We start from the raw sequence: 17,410 nt of genomic DNA, 5'->3' as shown, positions 1-17,410 counted from the left end.
TTTATGTAGTAGAGGAGAAAGCTGTTCCCGAAGGTGTTTGGGGACAGCTTTTTCTTATGATTATAGTAGCGCTACGGATGTCGATATATTTGGAAAATCGCCGATATAAATGGAGTTGCGCTGATATATTTGGGAAATCGCCGATATATTTCAAGTTGCGCTGATATATTTAGAAAATCGCTGATATAAATTGAATTACTCTTGTACTTTGTTAGAGTAGATGTTCAATGAAACATTTTTCTAAAATTTGTAAAGATATCTTTACGTATAACTGGAAAATATTTATAATTTAAGTAAAGATATCTTTACTTTTGAAGGTGGATCCTATGGGTGTGAAAAATAAAATAAAAGAGTTAAGAAAGCAAAATCATATAACACAAGTTGAAATGGCAAAGGCGATGCAGGTGACGCGGCAGACGATAGTGGCGATTGAAAATCATCATTACAATCCAAGTCTAGAGTTATCTTTAAAAATTGCCAAATATTTTGGAGTGAAGGTGGAGGAAATCTTTACGCTGGAGTAAGGGGAGAGAAATGGTAGGAAAACGAGCATAGCGATAGGGGGAATAAAAAATGCAGGATGAGTTTGAGAGATTTCAGTCAGATAAAGCGTTTAAATATGTAGGGTTATTTTTTACGATTAGTTTAGCGATATGGAGTTTATATAATTTAATTGTTGATGGAAATGCTGGTATGCCGTTTGTTTTATTTGTACTAGGGCAGTGGGTGTATTTTCTTGTGAACTATTGGCCGAAGTGGAAATATAGAAATCGAAAAGAGGCTAATCATGTATGAGTAAGAGAGAGGTCATGAGATTCGTAGGGAGTTTGCTTGTAGCAGGAATTCTTTTAAATACGAGTTTAATGATTTTAAGTATTTTGTGGGGAACTATTTTTATATCGAATGTAGCGCTAGTCATTTTATATGGAATTTCGGAATATAAAGAGCAGAAGCGTTTGAAAGAAGAGGGAGTACCATCAATTGATGAGCGAGTTGTGAACAAGATGAAGTTATATTTTATGATTTGTATTACAAGCTTCGTTTTCTTGTTTATTATGTATCTTTGTGTAAATAAGTATTTAGATAGGCAAGCAGTACATGTAACTGAGCTATTATATATTGCTATTTTTGGTGTATTAATTAGTATCGCATCAACGAGCGTGTTAGCAACAAGGAATAATAGATAGAAAAAGGGGAACTGGGATGGGATTACCGGTGTTATGTGTCGCTACAGCTATATTTTCGCTTCTTTGGGGAATGCAAAACTTTTCTCGTAATCCAGTGCCGAGTATTTGTATTATGATTGGTACTGTAGGTTTATCGTATTATTTATTATTATTAGCCCATTATCATAAAACGGCAACGAGTGTTGTTGTTGGAGCACTTATTTTATTTTGTGGGCGCGCCATACAAAAGGGGGTATTTCCATAAAAGCTGTTTATACATTTTGTATAAACAGCTTTTTGTATTTTTTTTACAAAAAGCTTGAAAGTTACGTAACGTCATCTTTTATAATGAAAGGGAAGAGGTGATGGTAGTGATTTCAATACAAGAATTGACGAGAGAAACAGGGGTTACAGTACGTACACTACGTTATTATGATCAAATAGATTTATTAAAGCCGAGCGGAAAAACAGAGGGTGGACATCGGTTATATAGTGAAAATGACGTTATTCGTTTGCAACAAATTTTATTTTTAAAAGAAATGGGATTTTCATTAAAAGAAACTGCGAATATGTTAGTAAAAGGTGAGCTGGATTTAAAAAATTCGCTTGAAAAACAACTTCGGTTTGTACAGGAAGAACAAAAGAAATTTAATCGAATGGAGAGTGTTTTACAAGCAGTTGTTTATTCGGTAGATGTGGAGGGAGAACTCGATTGGAAAGTTATGTTTGAACTGATTCAGCTTTCGAAGCAGTCTCCTCGTATACGTGAAATATTTCAAAATGAAGTATTTTCAAAGGAAGAACAAAAATTACTTCATAATTTACCAAACATGAGTAAGGAAGATCCGAATGTTTTAGAATGGGTAGATTTATTAAAGCAATTACGCACTTTTATGAAAGACGGTAAAGAAGCTGCTAGTGATGAGGTACAAGGGGCAATGAAGAGATTAATGCAGAAGTGTTTAGAAATGGCCAATGGTGATGAAGCGTTTTTAGATAAGTTATGGGAAGTTAGAAAATCGAAGGAAGATTCACAGAAAATGAGCATGTATCCAATTGAAGAAGAACTTTTAGTGTATATGGATGAGGCTTTTCGTATTTATGATGAAAGGGAGAAGGATAAATGAGCATACTCGCAGAATATCGTTGGTATTTTTTAATTGGGGCAGAAATTGTATTTTGGTTATCAGCTATCGGTTTCTTTTTACTTCGCTACGGATTCCGTTTGAAAAAGGCGAGTTTTATTATGGGAATTGTACTCCTCGTAAATGAAGTGTTTATTTTAACTTTAGGAGTAGTGGACTATTATCAAACAGGAAAGTTCTCTAACTTTCAAATTATTACTGTAATTATTTTATTGTATGCAGTTTTCTACGGGAAAAAGGATTTGAAGAAGCTTGATATATTTGCACAAAAATCAGTTGCGAAATGGCGTAATGAACCGGCGCCTATTATTGAAGAACAGGTAGAATTAATAGGCATGGCCTATGCAAAGCAGGAAATAAAAAATTGGGTATTACATCTTGTTTTTTTCGTTGGTGTGCACATATTCTTTTTCTTCGCGTATGGATTTATTCCATTTGAACAATGGGGTAATTGGTTAGAATCGGGAATCGTTTTAAATAAAGCTGCAAGTCGCGTGAGCCAAGTGTGGGCGATTGTATTTTTAGTTGATACAGCAATTTCATTTTCATATGTGATTTTTCCGAAGAAGGAGAAAGGAAAAGAAAAGCTACTTTCATAGTTGAAAGTAGCTTTTCTGGTATACAAATAATTTTTATAGGAGAGGATGACAATAGAAAAAAGAATCAGCTGTATATGTCTATTTCTCTTTAGTTTAGTAGCATGTTCACCATCTAGCACTACAATTGATAAGAAGAATGATGTCATTGTAAAGGGAGTAGGAACTTCCAATCTAGATAAATTCGAACAGTTCGTTATGAACGTTGATCAAGGGGAAGTTGATAAAATAAGAATTGTACAGTATACCGATGAAGGTGACCCGGTTTTTCAAACGTTAGAGCATAGTGGGAAAGATATCCTTTATGTGTTAGATAGTAGACAAGACAAGTTTGCTGGTGACCATAAAGGATTACATAAAGATAGTTGTAAAAGTATTGTTAAAGAGCAGCGCGAATCAGAAAGTACTTATCGGTTAACAGATTGTACGAATGAAGATGGACGCAATGGATATGACTTATTATATGTATCAAAAAAATAGAGTTAGTAGAGGAAGGAAGTATTTACTCCTTCCTTTTTCTATGTGTATATTGTCGAAAACTTTACCGAATATCTGTTCGTTTTTTTAGGTTTTTTATAGGTATTCGTGGTAAAATAATAATACAGATTTTTATGAGGAGGTCGGATTTTCTTGGAACGTCAATTTGAAATTGTCTCAGCGTATTCCCCGCAAGGTGATCAGCCGGTAGCTATAGAGAAGCTTGTAGAGGGAATTAATAGTGGAAAGAAAAAGCAAGTGTTGCTTGGAGCAACAGGAACGGGTAAGACATTTACGATTTCAAATGTCATTAAAGAAGTGCAAAAGCCAACACTTGTTATGGCTCATAATAAAACGTTAGCAGGGCAGTTATATAGTGAGTTGAAAGACTTTTTCCCGAATAATGCAGTTGAATATTTTGTTAGTTACTACGATTATTATCAGCCAGAAGCGTATGTACCACAAACAGATACGTTTATTGAAAAAGATGCGCAAATTAATGATGAAATTGATAAATTGCGTCACTCGGCAACGTCTGCATTATTTGAACGGGACGATGTAATTATTGTTGCGAGTGTTTCGTGTATATATGGCTTAGGTTCTCCAGAAGAATACCGCGAGCTAGTTGTTTCGCTTCGAGTTGGTATGGAAAAAGACCGTAATCAATTGCTTCGTGAACTTGTTGATGTACAGTATGGACGTAATGATATTGATTTCAAGCGTGGTACATTCCGTGTGCGAGGAGATGTAGTTGAAATCTTCCCGGCATCACTTGATGAGCATTGTATTCGAATCGAATTTTTCGGTGATGAAATCGATCGTATTCGTGAAGTAAATGCGTTAACAGGTGAAGTATTAGCAGAACGTGATCATGTAGCAATCTTCCCAGCATCTCACTTCGTTACACGTGAAGAAAAGATGAAGGTCGCTATTGAAAATATCGAAAAAGAATTAGAAGAGCGTTTAAAGGAATTAAATGATAACGGCAAGTTGTTAGAAGCGCAGCGTATAGAACAGCGTACACGTTATGATTTAGAAATGATGCGCGAGATGGGATTTTGTTCAGGTATTGAAAACTACTCCCGTCATTTAACACTTCGTCCAGCGGGGGCAACGCCGTATACGCTATTAGACTATTTCCCGAAAGATTTCTTAATCGTTATGGATGAATCGCACGTATCAGTACCGCAAGTAAGAGCGATGTATAACGGGGACCAAGCGCGTAAGCAAGTGCTTGTGGATCATGGATTCCGTCTGCCGTCAGCTTTAGATAATAGACCGCTCACATTCGATGAGTTTGAAGAGAAAACGAATCAAGTTATTTATGTTTCAGCAACGCCAGGACCGTATGAGTTAGAGCAGTCGCCAGAAGTAATAGAACAAATTATTCGTCCAACAGGGCTTTTAGATCCACCAATTGATATACGACCAATTGAAGGGCAAATTGACGATTTATTAGGAGAGATTCAAGATCGTATTGCAAAAAATGAACGTGTATTAATTACGACTTTAACGAAGAAAATGTCAGAGGATTTAACGGATTACTTAAAAGATGTAGGAATTAAAGTTAACTATCTTCACTCTGAAATTAAAACGTTAGAACGTATTGAAATTATCCGTGATCTTCGCCTCGGTAAATTTGATGTACTTGTCGGCATTAACTTATTGCGAGAAGGATTAGATATTCCGGAAGTATCACTTGTAGCTATTTTAGATGCTGATAAGGAAGGGTTCTTGCGTTCAGAACGTTCATTAATTCAAACAATCGGTCGTGCCGCGCGTAATGAAAACGGCCGCGTTATTATGTATGCAGATCGTATAACGAAATCTATGGGAATTGCGATTGAAGAAACGAAGCGTCGTCGTAGTATACAAGAAGCTTACAATGAAGAGCATGGTATTACGCCGAAAACGATTCAAAAAGGCGTTCGTGATGTTATCCGTGCAACGACAGCTGCTGAAGAGACAGAAACATACGAAGCAACTCCTGCTAAGAAAATGACGAAAAAAGAGCGCGAAAAGACAATTGCGAAGATGGAAGCAGAGATGAAAGAAGCAGCAAAAGCGTTAGACTTCGAGCGTGCAGCTGAACTAAGAGATTTACTATTAGAATTAAAAGCGGAAGGGTGAAAAAAGTGAGTAAGAGCAAGGATTTTATCGTTGTAAAAGGTGCTAGAGCACATAACTTAAAAAATATTGATGTAACCATTCCGAGAAATCAGCTTGTCGTTGTAACGGGATTGTCTGGTTCGGGGAAATCATCATTAGCATTTGATACGATTTATGCAGAAGGGCAGCGCAGATACGTAGAATCGTTATCTGCGTATGCGCGCCAGTTTTTAGGACAAATGGATAAGCCGGATGTGGACACGATTGAAGGATTGTCACCAGCAATTTCAATCGATCAAAAAACGACGAGTCGTAACCCACGTTCAACTGTTGGAACGGTAACGGAGATTTATGATTACTTACGTTTATTATTTGCACGAATTGGTACGCCAATTTGTCCGAATCATGGCATTGAAATTACGTCACAAACAGTAGAGCAGATGGTAGACCGTGTTCTTGAATATCCTGAACGTACGAAATTACAAGTGTTAGCGCCTATCGTTTCTGGGCGTAAAGGTGCGCATGTAAAAGTACTTGAAGATATTAAGAAGCAAGGATATGTTCGTGTTCGCGTTGACGGTGAAATGCTTGATGTATCTGAAGATATTGCGTTAGATAAAAATAAGAAGCATTCCATTGAAGTTGTAATTGACCGTATTGTTGTAAAAGGAGGGATCGCAAGCCGTCTTGCTGATTCACTTGAAAGTGCATTAAAGCTTGGCGGGGGACGAGTGTTAATCGATGTTATGGGAGAAGAGGAACTTCTGTTTAGCGAACATCACGCTTGTCCGCATTGTGGTTTTTCAATTGGAGAATTAGAGCCGCGTATGTTCTCATTCAATAGTCCGTTCGGAGCATGTCCTTCTTGTGATGGACTTGGTTCAAAGCTAGAGGTAGATTTAGAGCTTGTTATTCCTAACTGGGATTTATCATTAAATGAACATGCGATTGCGCCTTGGGAACCAACAAGTTCACAATATTACCCACAACTTTTACAATCTGTATGTAATCATTACGGCGTTGATATGGATGTGCCTGTAAAAAATATACCGAAAGATTTATTTGATAAAGTGTTGTACGGAAGCGGGGAAGAGAAAGTTTATTTCCGCTATGTAAATGAATTTGGTCAAGTAAAGGAAAATGAGATTTTATTTGAAGGTGTTATTCCAAACATTGAACGTCGTTATCGTGAAACGAGTTCCGATTACATTCGTGAGCAAATGGAAAAGTATATGGCAGAACAAGCTTGTCCAAAGTGTAAAGGTGGACGCTTAAAGCCTGAGAGTTTAGCTGTATTTGTTGGCAATAAAACGATTGCTGACGTAACGAAGTATTCAGTTCAAGAAGTACAAGAATTCTTCTCGAATGTAGAGCTAACGGAGAAGCAACAAAAAATAGCTCATTTAATTTTAAGAGAAATTCAGGAGCGCGTTGGGTTCTTAGTGAACGTTGGTTTAGATTATTTAACGTTAAGTCGTGCCGCAGGAACTTTATCAGGTGGTGAGGCGCAGCGTATTCGTTTAGCGACGCAAATTGGTTCTCGTCTAACTGGCGTACTTTATATTCTTGATGAGCCTTCAATTGGTTTACACCAGCGTGATAACGATCGTCTTATTCGTACATTGCAAGAAATGCGCGATTTAGGTAATACGTTAATCGTTGTTGAACATGATGAAGATACGATGATGGCTGCTGACTATTTACTTGATATAGGGCCTGGTGCAGGTATTCACGGTGGACAGGTCGTTTCAGCGGGGACGCCGGCTGAAGTTATGCAAGATGAGAATTCATTAACAGGGAAGTATTTAAGTGGTAAAGAGTTTATTCCAGTTCCACTTGAAAGACGTAAAGGTGATGGACGTAAAGTAGAGATTGTCGGCGCAAAAGAGAATAACTTAAAGAATGCGAAAATGTCATTCCCACTCGGTACGTTTGTAGCGGTAACAGGGGTATCTGGTTCTGGTAAAAGTACGATGATTAATGAAGTATTATATAAATCGTTAGCTCAAAAGTTATATAAAGCGAAAGCGAAGCCAGGTACTCATAAAGAGATTAAAGGTCTTGAACATTTAGATAAGGTAATTGATATTGATCAATCACCAATTGGTCGTACACCACGTTCTAATCCAGCGACGTACACAGGTGTATTCGATGATATTCGTGATGTGTTTGCACAAACGAATGAAGCGAAAGTGCGCGGATATCAAAAAGGACGTTTCAGCTTTAATGTAAAAGGTGGCCGTTGTGAAGCGTGCCGTGGTGATGGAATTATTAAAATTGAAATGCATTTCCTACCAGATGTGTATGTTCCGTGTGAAGTTTGTCACGGTAAACGATATAATCGTGAAACGTTAGAAGTGAAATATAAAGATAAGAATATTTCTGAAGTGTTAGGGATGACAATTGAAGATGGAGTAGAATTCTTCGCCAATATTCCTAAAATTAAGCGTAAACTTCAAACGCTTGTAGATGTTGGGCTTGGTTATATGAAATTAGGTCAACCAGCAACAACATTATCTGGTGGGGAAGCACAGCGTGTGAAATTAGCTTCTGAATTACACCGTCGTTCTACAGGTCGTACGTTATACATTTTAGATGAGCCAACGACTGGTTTGCATGCGCATGATATTGCACGTCTTCTAGAAGTGCTGCAACGTCTGGTTGAGAGCGGTGAGACGGTACTTGTAATTGAACATAATTTAGATGTAATTAAAACAGCTGATTATATCGTTGACCTTGGACCAGAGGGCGGAGATAAAGGTGGACAAATCGTTGCTTCCGGAACGCCAGAGCAAGTAGTGAAAGAAGAACGCTCATACACAGGTAAGTATTTAAAAGAGATTTTAAATCGTGATAAAGCAAGAATGAAAGAGAAAATAAAAGAAGTAGAGTTATCGCAATAAGTTTATTGATGAAAACCGAGTGGAAATGACGCTCGGTTTTTATTTTACGAGGAAAAACTGGTAAGCATGTTAGTAGGTATACAAGCATGAAAGATAGAATAAGTTGATATAAGTGTTTGTATCATACTTGCGTTTATTATCTATTAGCGTATGATGAAATATATATGTTTAAAAGGATGTGTGACGAAATGAGATGGATTGTATCACTTCTTGTAAATAGCGTTGTGTTAATCGCTGTATCGGGACTTTTAAAAGGGATTGCACCAGATGCATTTTACGTAGCAAATATACAAACTGCAATTATTGCTAGTATTATATTGGCGGTTTTAAATGTGTTCGTAAAGCCGTTTTTAATTTTAATTACGCTACCAATTACTGTTGTAACTTTCGGCTTCTTCTTAATTGTTATTAATGCGATTACGTTAAAAATGGCAGATTCATTATTAGGAGATGCTTTTAATATATCAGGATTTGGTGTAGCGATTGTTGCGGCAATTTGTATTTCAATTTTTAATATGATAATTGAAAAGGCAATTGTTGAACCTCTATATGAAAAAAAGAGAAAGTGACAAAAAGAAAAACATTTCATTATTCGTATGAAATGTTTTTTTTTATTTATTAGAAACCGTATTTCTTGTTTCCAGAAAAAAATGGTACAATATCCGATAGAATGGAATTTTACATCAAACGAGACTGAACCCGCAGCGGAGTGGAGGTTTATACATATGCCGAAAGTAAGGACAAAAGATTTAATTGAACAATTTCAATTGGAGTTAATCAGTGGTGAAGAAGGCATTCATCGTCCGATTGATACAAGTGATTTATCACGACCGGGAATTGAAATGGCAGGATTTTTTACATATTATCCAGCAGATCGTGTGCAGCTTCTTGGAAAGACGGAGCTTACGTTCTTTGACACGTTAACGTCAGAGCAAAAACAAGAGAGAATGAAAGCGCTTTGTACTGAGGAGACGCCATGTATTATTGTAACTCGTAATCAAGATGTACCAGATGAGTTATTACAAGCATCACGTGAATCAGGTATGCCTTTATTACGTTCTTCTCAAACGACAACTAGATTATCAAGTCGTTTAACAAACTATTTAGAAGGTAAGTTAGCACCAACAACTGCTGTTCATGGTGTGTTAGTAGATATTTACGGTGTTGGTGTTTTAATTACAGGTCAAAGTGGTGTTGGTAAAAGTGAGACAGCTCTTGAGCTTGTAAAGCGTGGTCACCGTCTTGTTGCGGATGATAGTGTAGAAATTCGTCAAGAAGATGAAGACATGTTAGTCGGAAGCTCACCAGATTTAATCGAGCATTTATTAGAAATTCGTGGTCTAGGTATTATTAACGTTATGACGTTATTCGGTGCAGGGGCAGTACGAAATTACAAGCGTATTACACTTGTTATTAATCTTGAAATTTGGGATCAAAAGAAAAATTACGATCGCTTAGGTCTTGATGAAGAGAAAATGAAAATTATTGATACAGAGCTTACGAAGATTACACTTCCAGTTCGTCCTGGTCGAAACTTGGCTGTTATTATTGAAGTAGCAGCGATGAACTTCCGTTTAAAACGTATGGGAGTCAATGCAGCACAGCAGTTCTCTGAACGATTAATGAGTGCAATTGAGTTAGGAAATCAGGAGTAAACTTTGGAGAGGGAGGTCATATACATATGCTGTTAGCTTCTGTACCACAGCTTGACCGTGTAGCTATCCAACTTGGGCCGTTTCCTGTGTATTGGTACGGGATTATTATCGGTACAGGTGTGCTATTAGGTCTTTGGCTGGCAACTCGCGAGGGAGAAAGGCTAGGTATTCCAAAAGATACATTTGTTGACCTTGTATTAATTGCAGTACCGATCGCTATTCTTTTTGCGAGAATGTACTATGTTATTTTTGAATGGGAATATTACGCACAAAATCCGAGTCAAATTATTAATATTCGTCAAGGTGGTTTGGCGATTCATGGTGGTTTAATCGGGGCTGTTATTACAGGTGTTCTTTTTGCGAAACGACGCGGACTTTCTTTCTGGAAGTTGGCTGATATTGCTGCACCAAGTATTTTACTAGGACAAGCAATTGGCCGATGGGGAAACTTTATGAACCAAGAGGCGCATGGTGATGAAGTAACGAGACAGTTTTTAGAAGGTCTTCATTTACCGGATTTTATTATTAATCAAATGTATATTGAGGGTGTGTACTATCATCCGACGTTTTTATATGAATCATTATGGAATTTTGCAGGCGTAATTTTACTACTTGCATTAAGAAAAGTGAATTTACGTCGCGGGGAATTATTCTTCACATATTTAATTTGGTATTCAGTAGGACGCTTCTTCGTAGAAGGCTTACGTACAGATAGTTTAATGCTAGGACCACTTCGTATTGCACAAGTAATGTCAATTGGACTTGTTGTTATTTCTATTATTTTCATTATTGTGAGACGAAAAATGGGGCAAGCTGATAAAAGATATTTAGAAAATTAGAGACAAGTAGCATCTTATTATAAGATGCTGCTTCTTTCATATTCAGGAAGGCGAAAGGACTAAGTCGATGAGAATAAATACAGTTTTATTTGATTTAGATGGAACTTTAATTAATACAAACGAACTTATTATTTCTTCTTTTTTACATACTTTAAATACATATTATCCAAATCAATATAAGCGTGAAGATGTGTTGCCATTTATCGGTCCATCTTTGCATGATACTTTCAGTAAGATTGATGAAAGTAAGGTTGAAGAGATGATTACAAGTTATCGCGAATTTAACCATGATCATCATGATGAATTAGTAGAAGAATATGAAACTGTATATGAAACAGTTCGAGAGTTGAAGAAGCAAGGTTATAAAGTTGGTATTGTTACAACGAAAGCGAGACAAACCGTTGAGATGGGATTACAGTTGTCAAAGCTTGATGAATTTTTTGATGTTGTCGTGACAATTGATGATGTAGAGCATGTGAAACCACATCCAGAGCCACTTCAAAAAGCGCTTGAATTATTAGATGCAAAACCAGAAGAAGCATTGATGGTTGGGGATAATCATCATGATATTGTCGGTGGTCAAAATGCGGGGACGAAAACAGCTGCGGTTTCATGGACGTTGAAAGGTAGAGCGTATTTAGAGGCTTACAAGCCGGACTTTATGCTAGATAAAATGAGTGATTTGCTACCGATTTTGTCTAATATGAACCGTTCATAAAGGTCCAAGTAAGTTAGTAGAGGAGCGAGCTAAGTGCGACGGACAACGCGCTATCCTGTTTCAGGAGAAAATTCATTATGGAATGTGTATAAAACAGTGTCTTTTTGGAAGGTAATGAAAAACTTTATTATTATCCAAATTGCACGTTACACGCCATTTTTATCTGTGAAGAATTGGTTGTACCGCACTTTTTTACGGATGAAAGTAGGAAAGAAAACATCATTTGCGCTTATGGTAATGCCGGATATTATGTTCCCAGAAAAGATAACTGTGGGAGAGAATTCGATTATTGGCTATAACACAACGCTTTTAGCACATGAATATTTAATTCGTGAATATCGACTTGGGGAAATCGTCATTGGAAATGAAGTGATGATTGGAGCGAATGTAACAATATTACCAGGTGTGAAAATTGGAGACGGTGCGACTGTCTCAGCTGGCACACTTGTTCATAGAGATGTACCGAGCGGTGCTTTCGTAGGTGGAAATCCAATGCGTATTATTTATACGAAAGAGCAAATGACCGCCAGAGAAGGTTCATGGTGAAAATGTAACATTTCTCCTCTTTTTTTATGAATAAAAAGGAAATAATTGAGTATAATATACTGTTTTGTTTTTTACGGAATCGTTTATACTTATAGATAGAAGAATGTGTGAACGAAGAAAACAAAAAACTGGAGGATATATGGGGAAAAATCAAAGGATATATAAGGAGAACGGACAAGTTATCTCTTTTAATCAATTAGCGGACTTCTTTTATAAAAAAGGGATGAGAGCTTACAAAGGACAAAAATTGCAAGATGCAATTAAATATTTTCGAAGAGCGGCACAAAGTGAGAAGGAGCCGTTTATTTTATGTCAATTAGCAACAGTATTATCTGAGGCTGGTGAATATCAAGAGTCGAATCAAACCTTCTTAAAGTTAGTTAGATCTAATCCTGAACTTGAACAGTGCTATTATTTTATTGCAAATAATTATGCATATATGGGGTTATTTCAACAGGCGAAGAAATATGCGGATCGCTATTTAGAAGTTGCAAAAGAGAAGGAATTCGTAGAAGATACATTAGAACTTCTAGAGATTATGGAAGAAGAAGCAATGGGTGCGGAAGAGATTGAAGATGAAGATGATTTAATTGTTATGCAGGAAGAAGCGAATCGTTATATTCGTAATGGACAATTAGAAGAAGCAATTGCTACATTAGAAATTGTTACGAAAGATTATCCGGAATTTTGGTCAGGTCATAATAATTTAGCCATTGCACATTTTCAATCGGGTAATGTAGACAAAGCGCTGAAGTTAACAGAAATGATTTTAGAGAAAAATCCTGGTAATATACATGCGCTTTGTAATACACTTATTTTTCTATATTCAATTGGAGAGCATAAACAAGTAGAAGCATTAGCGGGACAGCTAGTTTCAGTATATCCAATTTCATTTGAACATCGTTTGAAACTGGGAACTACACTTGCAACAATTGGTTATTTCGAGCATGCATATAAATGGTTCAAACTATTAAAGCGTCAAGGATATGAGGGAGACGTTAGTTTTTATTATTGGTTTGCATATTCTGCTTATATGGTGAAAGATCAGCAACTAGCTGAAAAAATGTGGCAATATGTCGTGGAATTGCATCCTGATAAAAAGGGAAAAGAACCGTGGAATGCGCTGAATTTAGCAGATGAAGGACAAAACATGTTATTTGAAGAATTACGAAAATCATTTCAGCAAAGTGCAACGCTAGAAGAACAAATGCTAGCTTTATATTTAATGAATGAATTGTCAACGCCGGAGAAGGTGGGATTCTTCTTTGATATAACGCAAGCGAAGAACGGTGTTCCCATCGTATCACAACTTGCAAAGTACTTCTTTTTACTTAATAGTCATAAGAGTATTCCAGCTGATTTACAGCAATTTGAGCAGTGCGCGAGAATCGCGGATGCATTATACAATTATACGAAAAAAGATGATGAATTAATTGAAGAGTGTTTACACTTTTGGTTTTGTACGTTCATACGTTTATATACATCTGGAGACATATTTACAAATGTGTACGGCTGGTCAGCTGCGATTGAATACATTGTACGCGGCGAACAAGGAAATAAAATGACACAGTCGGAGCTTGGAGATGTATATAATGTATCTGTAGCGACTGTCCGAAAGTATGTGCAAGCTGTTAAGCGTACGCACACATAAGATAAGCAAATCATTGGGAAAAAAATGATGCTAACAGTATAATGAGGGTAACTTAATTGTGTAGGAATGGATAGGAGTGAATAGTGTGTCAGAAGAAAAAATTTATGATGTCGTTATTATTGGTGCAGGACCAGCTGGTATGACAGCTGCAGTATATACATCTCGTGCAAATTTAAGCACATTAATGCTTGAGCGTGGTATTCCAGGTGGCCAAATGGCAAACACGGAAGATGTAGAAAACTACCCAGGTTATGAGTCTATTTTAGGACCAGATTTATCAAATAAAATGTTCGAGCATGCGAAGAAATTTGGTGCTGAATATGCATACGGTGATGTGAAAGAAGTCATCGATGGTAAGGAATACAAAACAATTATTGCTGGTAAAAAAGAATATAAAGCACGTGCAATTATCGTTGCAAGCGGTGCAGAGTATAAAAAAATTGGTGTACCGGGTGAAACAGAACTTGGCGGCCGCGGTGTATCATATTGTGCAGTATGTGACGGAGCATTCTTTAAAGGAAAAGAACTTATCGTAATTGGCGGCGGAGATTCTGCTGTTGAAGAGGGTGTGTTCTTAACGCGCTTCGCATCAAAAGTAACGATCGTTCACCGTCGTGACACGCTTCGTGCACAGAAAATTTTACAAGACCGTGCTTTCCAAAACGAAAAAGTAGATTTCATTTGGAACCACACGATAAAAGAAATCAACGAAGCAAGTGGTAAAGTAGGAAGTGTAACACTTGTGGACGTAAATAGTGGAGAAGAGAAAGAAGTCAAAACTGACGGCGTATTCGTATACATCGGTATGTTACCTTTATCAAAACCATTTGTTGAACTAGGTATTACAAATGAAAATGGTTACCTTGAAACGAACGAGCGTATGGAAACGAAAATTCCTGGTATTTTCGCAGCTGGTGATGTTCGTGAAAAAATGCTTCGTCAAATTGTAACTGCAACAGGTGACGGTAGTATTGCAGCGCAAAGTGCACAACATTACGTAGAAGAATTATTAGAGGAATTAAAAACTGTATCAGAAAAATAAGGGATAATATACCTTGTGAGAAGAAAGCTACCGACAGGAGCTTTCTTCTTTTTTTGTGTGAAAATGTCAAAGTTTTGTCAAAAAATATAAGGATTATAAGCTTTCTTATTGATATACTGGACTTTACGGAAAAAATCACTATAAGAAATGAGGAATTTATTCAGTATGGAATGGCGTAATATATATCGTGGATTTTGTATGGGCGTTAGTGATTTAATTCCTGGTGTGAGCGGCGGTACAATCGCTGTTGTGTTAGGGATTTATGAACAATTGCTTGCGGCAATTAGTGGATTCTTTAGTCGTGAATGGAAAAAACATTTAGGATTTTTAATTCCACTTGCAGCTGGTGTGGCAGCGGCATTTTTAACGTTAAGTCACGTTATTAAATATTTACTTGCAAATCATTATGAACCGACTCAATTTTTCTTCCTCGGTTTAATTATTAGTATATTACCGATGTTAATGAGGGAAGCTGATGCAAAGTCGTCGTTTAAAGGTAAGCACATCGTTTTATTAATAGTTGCAGCAATTCTTGTTGCGATTACAGCTTTCTTTAAACCAGATAAGGCAGCAGATCCAATTACGACGTTAACAATTTTAAATGCAATTGGTTTATTTTTCGCAGGATGGATGGCTAGTATGGCCATGCTGCTTCCTGGAATTAGTGGATCGTTTATTTTATTAATTATTGGTGTGTATCCAACAGCAATTAACGCTTTAACTACACTTAACTTACCTTTAATCGTGGTTATCGGTGCTGGTGTTATGGTTGGATTTGTTGTAAGTAGTAAAGGCATTAGTTTTTTATTAGATCGTTATAAAAGTATGACATTTGCGGCAATTATTGGACTTGTAATCGGTTCGATTGTAATTGTATTCCCTGGGATTCCGACTGGCGGATTTTCAATTATAAGTTCAATTATTACCTTTGTTTTAGGATTTGCGATTGTTACTTATTTCGGTAAGAAATAAGTACTTTAATCCCCTTGGCGATAAAAAGCGTTAAGGGGATTTTTCATGCTATTCATTCAAAGTATAAGCATTTACATTGCTTGTTATAGAAAGCTTTTTTAAAATTGCTGAGTAGCATATGCTTAGCGAAAGAGGACTGGCTCCTTCGTTGTAGCAAACTGTTTTTGATAGTATAATGAAAGAAGTATGCAGTGAGAAATTTTACTGCAAGTAGCTGAGGTGAAGAAACATGCAAAGAGTGACAAACTGTGTGTTAATTAGAGATAATGAAGTACTCTTACTCCAAAAACCTCGCCGAAATTGGTGGGTTGCACCAGGCGGGAAAATGGAGCGTGGTGAGACTGTAAGAGATTCCGTTGTTCGCGAGTATCGTGAAGAAACAGGTATTTATTTGAAAAACCCAGCGTTAAAGGGGGTCTTCACCTTTGTCATCCAAGAAGGTGATAAAGTTGTTTCTGAATGGATGATGTTCTCCTTTTTAGCGACAGATTTTGCAGGAGAAAACAAACTAGAGAGCGAAGAAGGCATCATTGGTTGGCATACATTTGATAAAATTGATGATTTAGCAATGGCGCCAGGAGATTATCACATTATTGATTATTTAATTAAAGGAAATGGCATAATCTACGGTACATTTGTATATACCCCAGATTTTGAGTTGCTTTCATATCGATTAGATCCGAGTTAAACCGTCAAGGAGAGGATACAATGACAGAGAATAATGATATAAAAATGGTAATTATTACAGGGATGTCTGGAGCTGGAAAAACAGTAGCTTTACAAAGTTTTGAAGATTTAGGATATTTTTGTGTGGATAATTTACCACCGATGTTATTGCCAAAGTTTATTGAGCTTATGGCGGATTCAAAAGGGAAAATGAATAAAGTGGCACTTGGTATTGATTTACGTGGCCGCGAGTTTTTCGAACATTTATGGGGAGCACTTGATGATTTATCAGAACGTACATGGATTATTCCTCATATTTTATTTTTAGATGCGAAAGATAGTACGCTTGTAACTCGTTATAAAGAAACGAGACGTTCGCATCCACTTGCACCAACTGGTTTGCCGTTAAAGGGAATCGAAGCAGAGCGTAATTTATTAACAGATATGAAGGCACGAGCGAATATTGTGCTTGATACATCGGATTTAAAACCGAAAGAATTACGTGAAAAAATTGTTCACTTGTTCTCAACAGAAACTGAGCAAGCATTTCGTGTAAATGTTATGTCATTTGGATTTAAGTACGGTATTCCAATTGATGCAGATTTAGTATTTGATGTTCGTTTTTTACCAAATCCATATTACATTCCACACATGAAGCCATTAACAGGACTAGATGAAGAAGTTTCTTCGTATGTACTGAAATTTAATGAGACACATAAGTTTTTAGAGAAGTTGACGGATCTGATTACTTTCATGCTGCCTCATTATAAAAGAGAAGGCAAAAGTCAACTTGTAATTGCAATTGGATGTACAGGTGGACAGCATCGTTCTGTTACGCTTACAGAATACCTTGGGAAACATTTGAAACCAGAGTATAGTGTTCATGTATCTCATCGTGATGTGGAGAAGAGAAAGGGCCATTAAG

Annotated in this window: 19 protein-coding genes; all 19 read left to right on the top strand. The window is 36.8% G+C overall.

Translation table 11 applies throughout. The features are described from left to right. Positions 1 to 326: 326 nt before the first annotated feature. The 19 genes from MR107_RS18795 (at position 327) to rapZ (ending at position 17,409) form a co-directional block, all read left to right on the top strand. Positions 327 to 524 (top strand): helix-turn-helix transcriptional regulator, encoded by a 198-nt coding sequence (locus tag MR107_RS18795; protein WP_000538364.1) that lies wholly within the window; start codon positions 327 to 329, stop codon positions 522 to 524. Between the two features lie 49 nt (positions 525 to 573). Beyond that, entirely contained in the window at positions 574 to 795 is a 222-nt protein-coding gene (locus tag MR107_RS18790) for a hypothetical protein (RefSeq protein ID WP_001150200.1), read from the top strand. After that, entirely contained in the window at positions 792 to 1,187 is a 396-nt protein-coding gene (locus MR107_RS18785; protein ID WP_242292599.1) for an ATPase, read from the top strand. Before MR107_RS18790 ends, MR107_RS18785 begins: the two co-directional genes overlap by 4 nt. Before the next feature lie 16 nt (positions 1,188 to 1,203). After that, positions 1,204 to 1,431, top strand: coding sequence for a hypothetical protein (locus MR107_RS18780; RefSeq protein ID WP_205173046.1), 228 nt, complete (start codon positions 1,204 to 1,206; stop codon positions 1,429 to 1,431). 100 nt (positions 1,432 to 1,531) lie between these two features. Then, a complete protein-coding gene (locus tag MR107_RS18775) occupies positions 1,532 to 2,293 on the top strand; it encodes a MerR family transcriptional regulator (protein ID WP_000260344.1) in 762 nt (253 codons plus the stop codon). Next, the gene (locus MR107_RS18770) at positions 2,290 to 2,910 is read left to right on the top strand and encodes a hypothetical protein (protein WP_000025209.1); all 621 of its coding nucleotides are present in this window, start codon (positions 2,290 to 2,292) and stop codon (positions 2,908 to 2,910) included. Before MR107_RS18775 ends, MR107_RS18770 begins: the two co-directional genes overlap by 4 nt. 45 nt (positions 2,911 to 2,955) lie before the next feature. Beyond that, entirely contained in the window at positions 2,956 to 3,387 is a 432-nt protein-coding gene (locus MR107_RS18765; RefSeq protein WP_000151273.1) for a DUF4362 domain-containing protein, read from the top strand. Positions 3,388 to 3,537: 150 nt separating this feature from the next. Continuing rightward, positions 3,538 to 5,514 (top strand): excinuclease ABC subunit B, encoded by a 1,977-nt coding sequence (gene uvrB / locus MR107_RS18760; protein WP_000441059.1) that lies wholly within the window; start codon positions 3,538 to 3,540, stop codon positions 5,512 to 5,514. A 5-nt stretch (positions 5,515 to 5,519) separates the two neighbouring features. Then, positions 5,520 to 8,396: an excinuclease ABC subunit UvrA gene (gene uvrA / locus MR107_RS18755; RefSeq protein ID WP_086407874.1), complete on the top strand. Its 2,877-nt coding sequence runs from the start codon at positions 5,520 to 5,522 to the stop codon at positions 8,394 to 8,396. Between the two features lie 188 nt (positions 8,397 to 8,584). Continuing rightward, a complete protein-coding gene (locus MR107_RS18750) occupies positions 8,585 to 8,965 on the top strand; it encodes a phage holin family protein (RefSeq protein ID WP_001267313.1) in 381 nt (126 codons plus the stop codon). Between the two features lie 156 nt (positions 8,966 to 9,121). Next, on the top strand, positions 9,122 to 10,051 hold the full coding sequence (hprK, locus tag MR107_RS18745) for an HPr(Ser) kinase/phosphatase (protein ID WP_001127250.1): 930 nt from the start codon (positions 9,122 to 9,124) through the stop codon (positions 10,049 to 10,051). Positions 10,052 to 10,077: 26 nt separating this feature from the next. Further along, on the top strand, positions 10,078 to 10,890 hold the full coding sequence (lgt, locus tag MR107_RS18740) for a prolipoprotein diacylglyceryl transferase (RefSeq protein WP_000922849.1): 813 nt from the start codon (positions 10,078 to 10,080) through the stop codon (positions 10,888 to 10,890). Positions 10,891 to 10,957: 67 nt separating this feature from the next. Next, on the top strand, positions 10,958 to 11,608 hold the full coding sequence (ppaX, locus tag MR107_RS18735) for a pyrophosphatase PpaX (protein ID WP_001222403.1): 651 nt from the start codon (positions 10,958 to 10,960) through the stop codon (positions 11,606 to 11,608). 33 nt (positions 11,609 to 11,641) lie between these two features. Beyond that, a complete protein-coding gene (locus MR107_RS18730; protein ID WP_001255070.1) occupies positions 11,642 to 12,154 on the top strand; it encodes an acyltransferase in 513 nt (170 codons plus the stop codon). Positions 12,155 to 12,293: 139 nt separating this feature from the next. Then, positions 12,294 to 13,805, top strand: coding sequence for a tetratricopeptide repeat protein (locus MR107_RS18725; RefSeq protein WP_000517739.1), 1,512 nt, complete (start codon positions 12,294 to 12,296; stop codon positions 13,803 to 13,805). Between the two features lie 85 nt (positions 13,806 to 13,890). Next, a complete protein-coding gene (gene trxB, locus MR107_RS18720) occupies positions 13,891 to 14,847 on the top strand; it encodes a thioredoxin-disulfide reductase (RefSeq protein ID WP_001288078.1) in 957 nt (318 codons plus the stop codon). A 165-nt stretch (positions 14,848 to 15,012) separates the two neighbouring features. Then, on the top strand, positions 15,013 to 15,819 hold the full coding sequence (locus tag MR107_RS18715; protein ID WP_000455197.1) for a DUF368 domain-containing protein: 807 nt from the start codon (positions 15,013 to 15,015) through the stop codon (positions 15,817 to 15,819). Between the two features lie 229 nt (positions 15,820 to 16,048). Further along, positions 16,049 to 16,507 (top strand): NUDIX hydrolase, encoded by a 459-nt coding sequence (locus tag MR107_RS18710; RefSeq protein ID WP_001190080.1) that lies wholly within the window; start codon positions 16,049 to 16,051, stop codon positions 16,505 to 16,507. Between the two features lie 20 nt (positions 16,508 to 16,527). Next, complete coding sequence (gene rapZ, locus MR107_RS18705) at positions 16,528 to 17,409, top strand: RNase adapter RapZ (RefSeq protein ID WP_000138459.1); 882 nt, start codon at positions 16,528 to 16,530, stop codon at positions 17,407 to 17,409. Position 17,410: the final 1 nt, after the last annotated feature.

The sequence above is a fragment of the Bacillus cereus group sp. BfR-BA-01441 genome, assembly GCF_022663075.1.
GTDB lineage: Bacteria > Bacillota > Bacilli > Bacillales > Bacillaceae_G > Bacillus_A > Bacillus_A cereus.
This window is presented reverse-complemented; position numbering and strand designations above follow the sequence as displayed.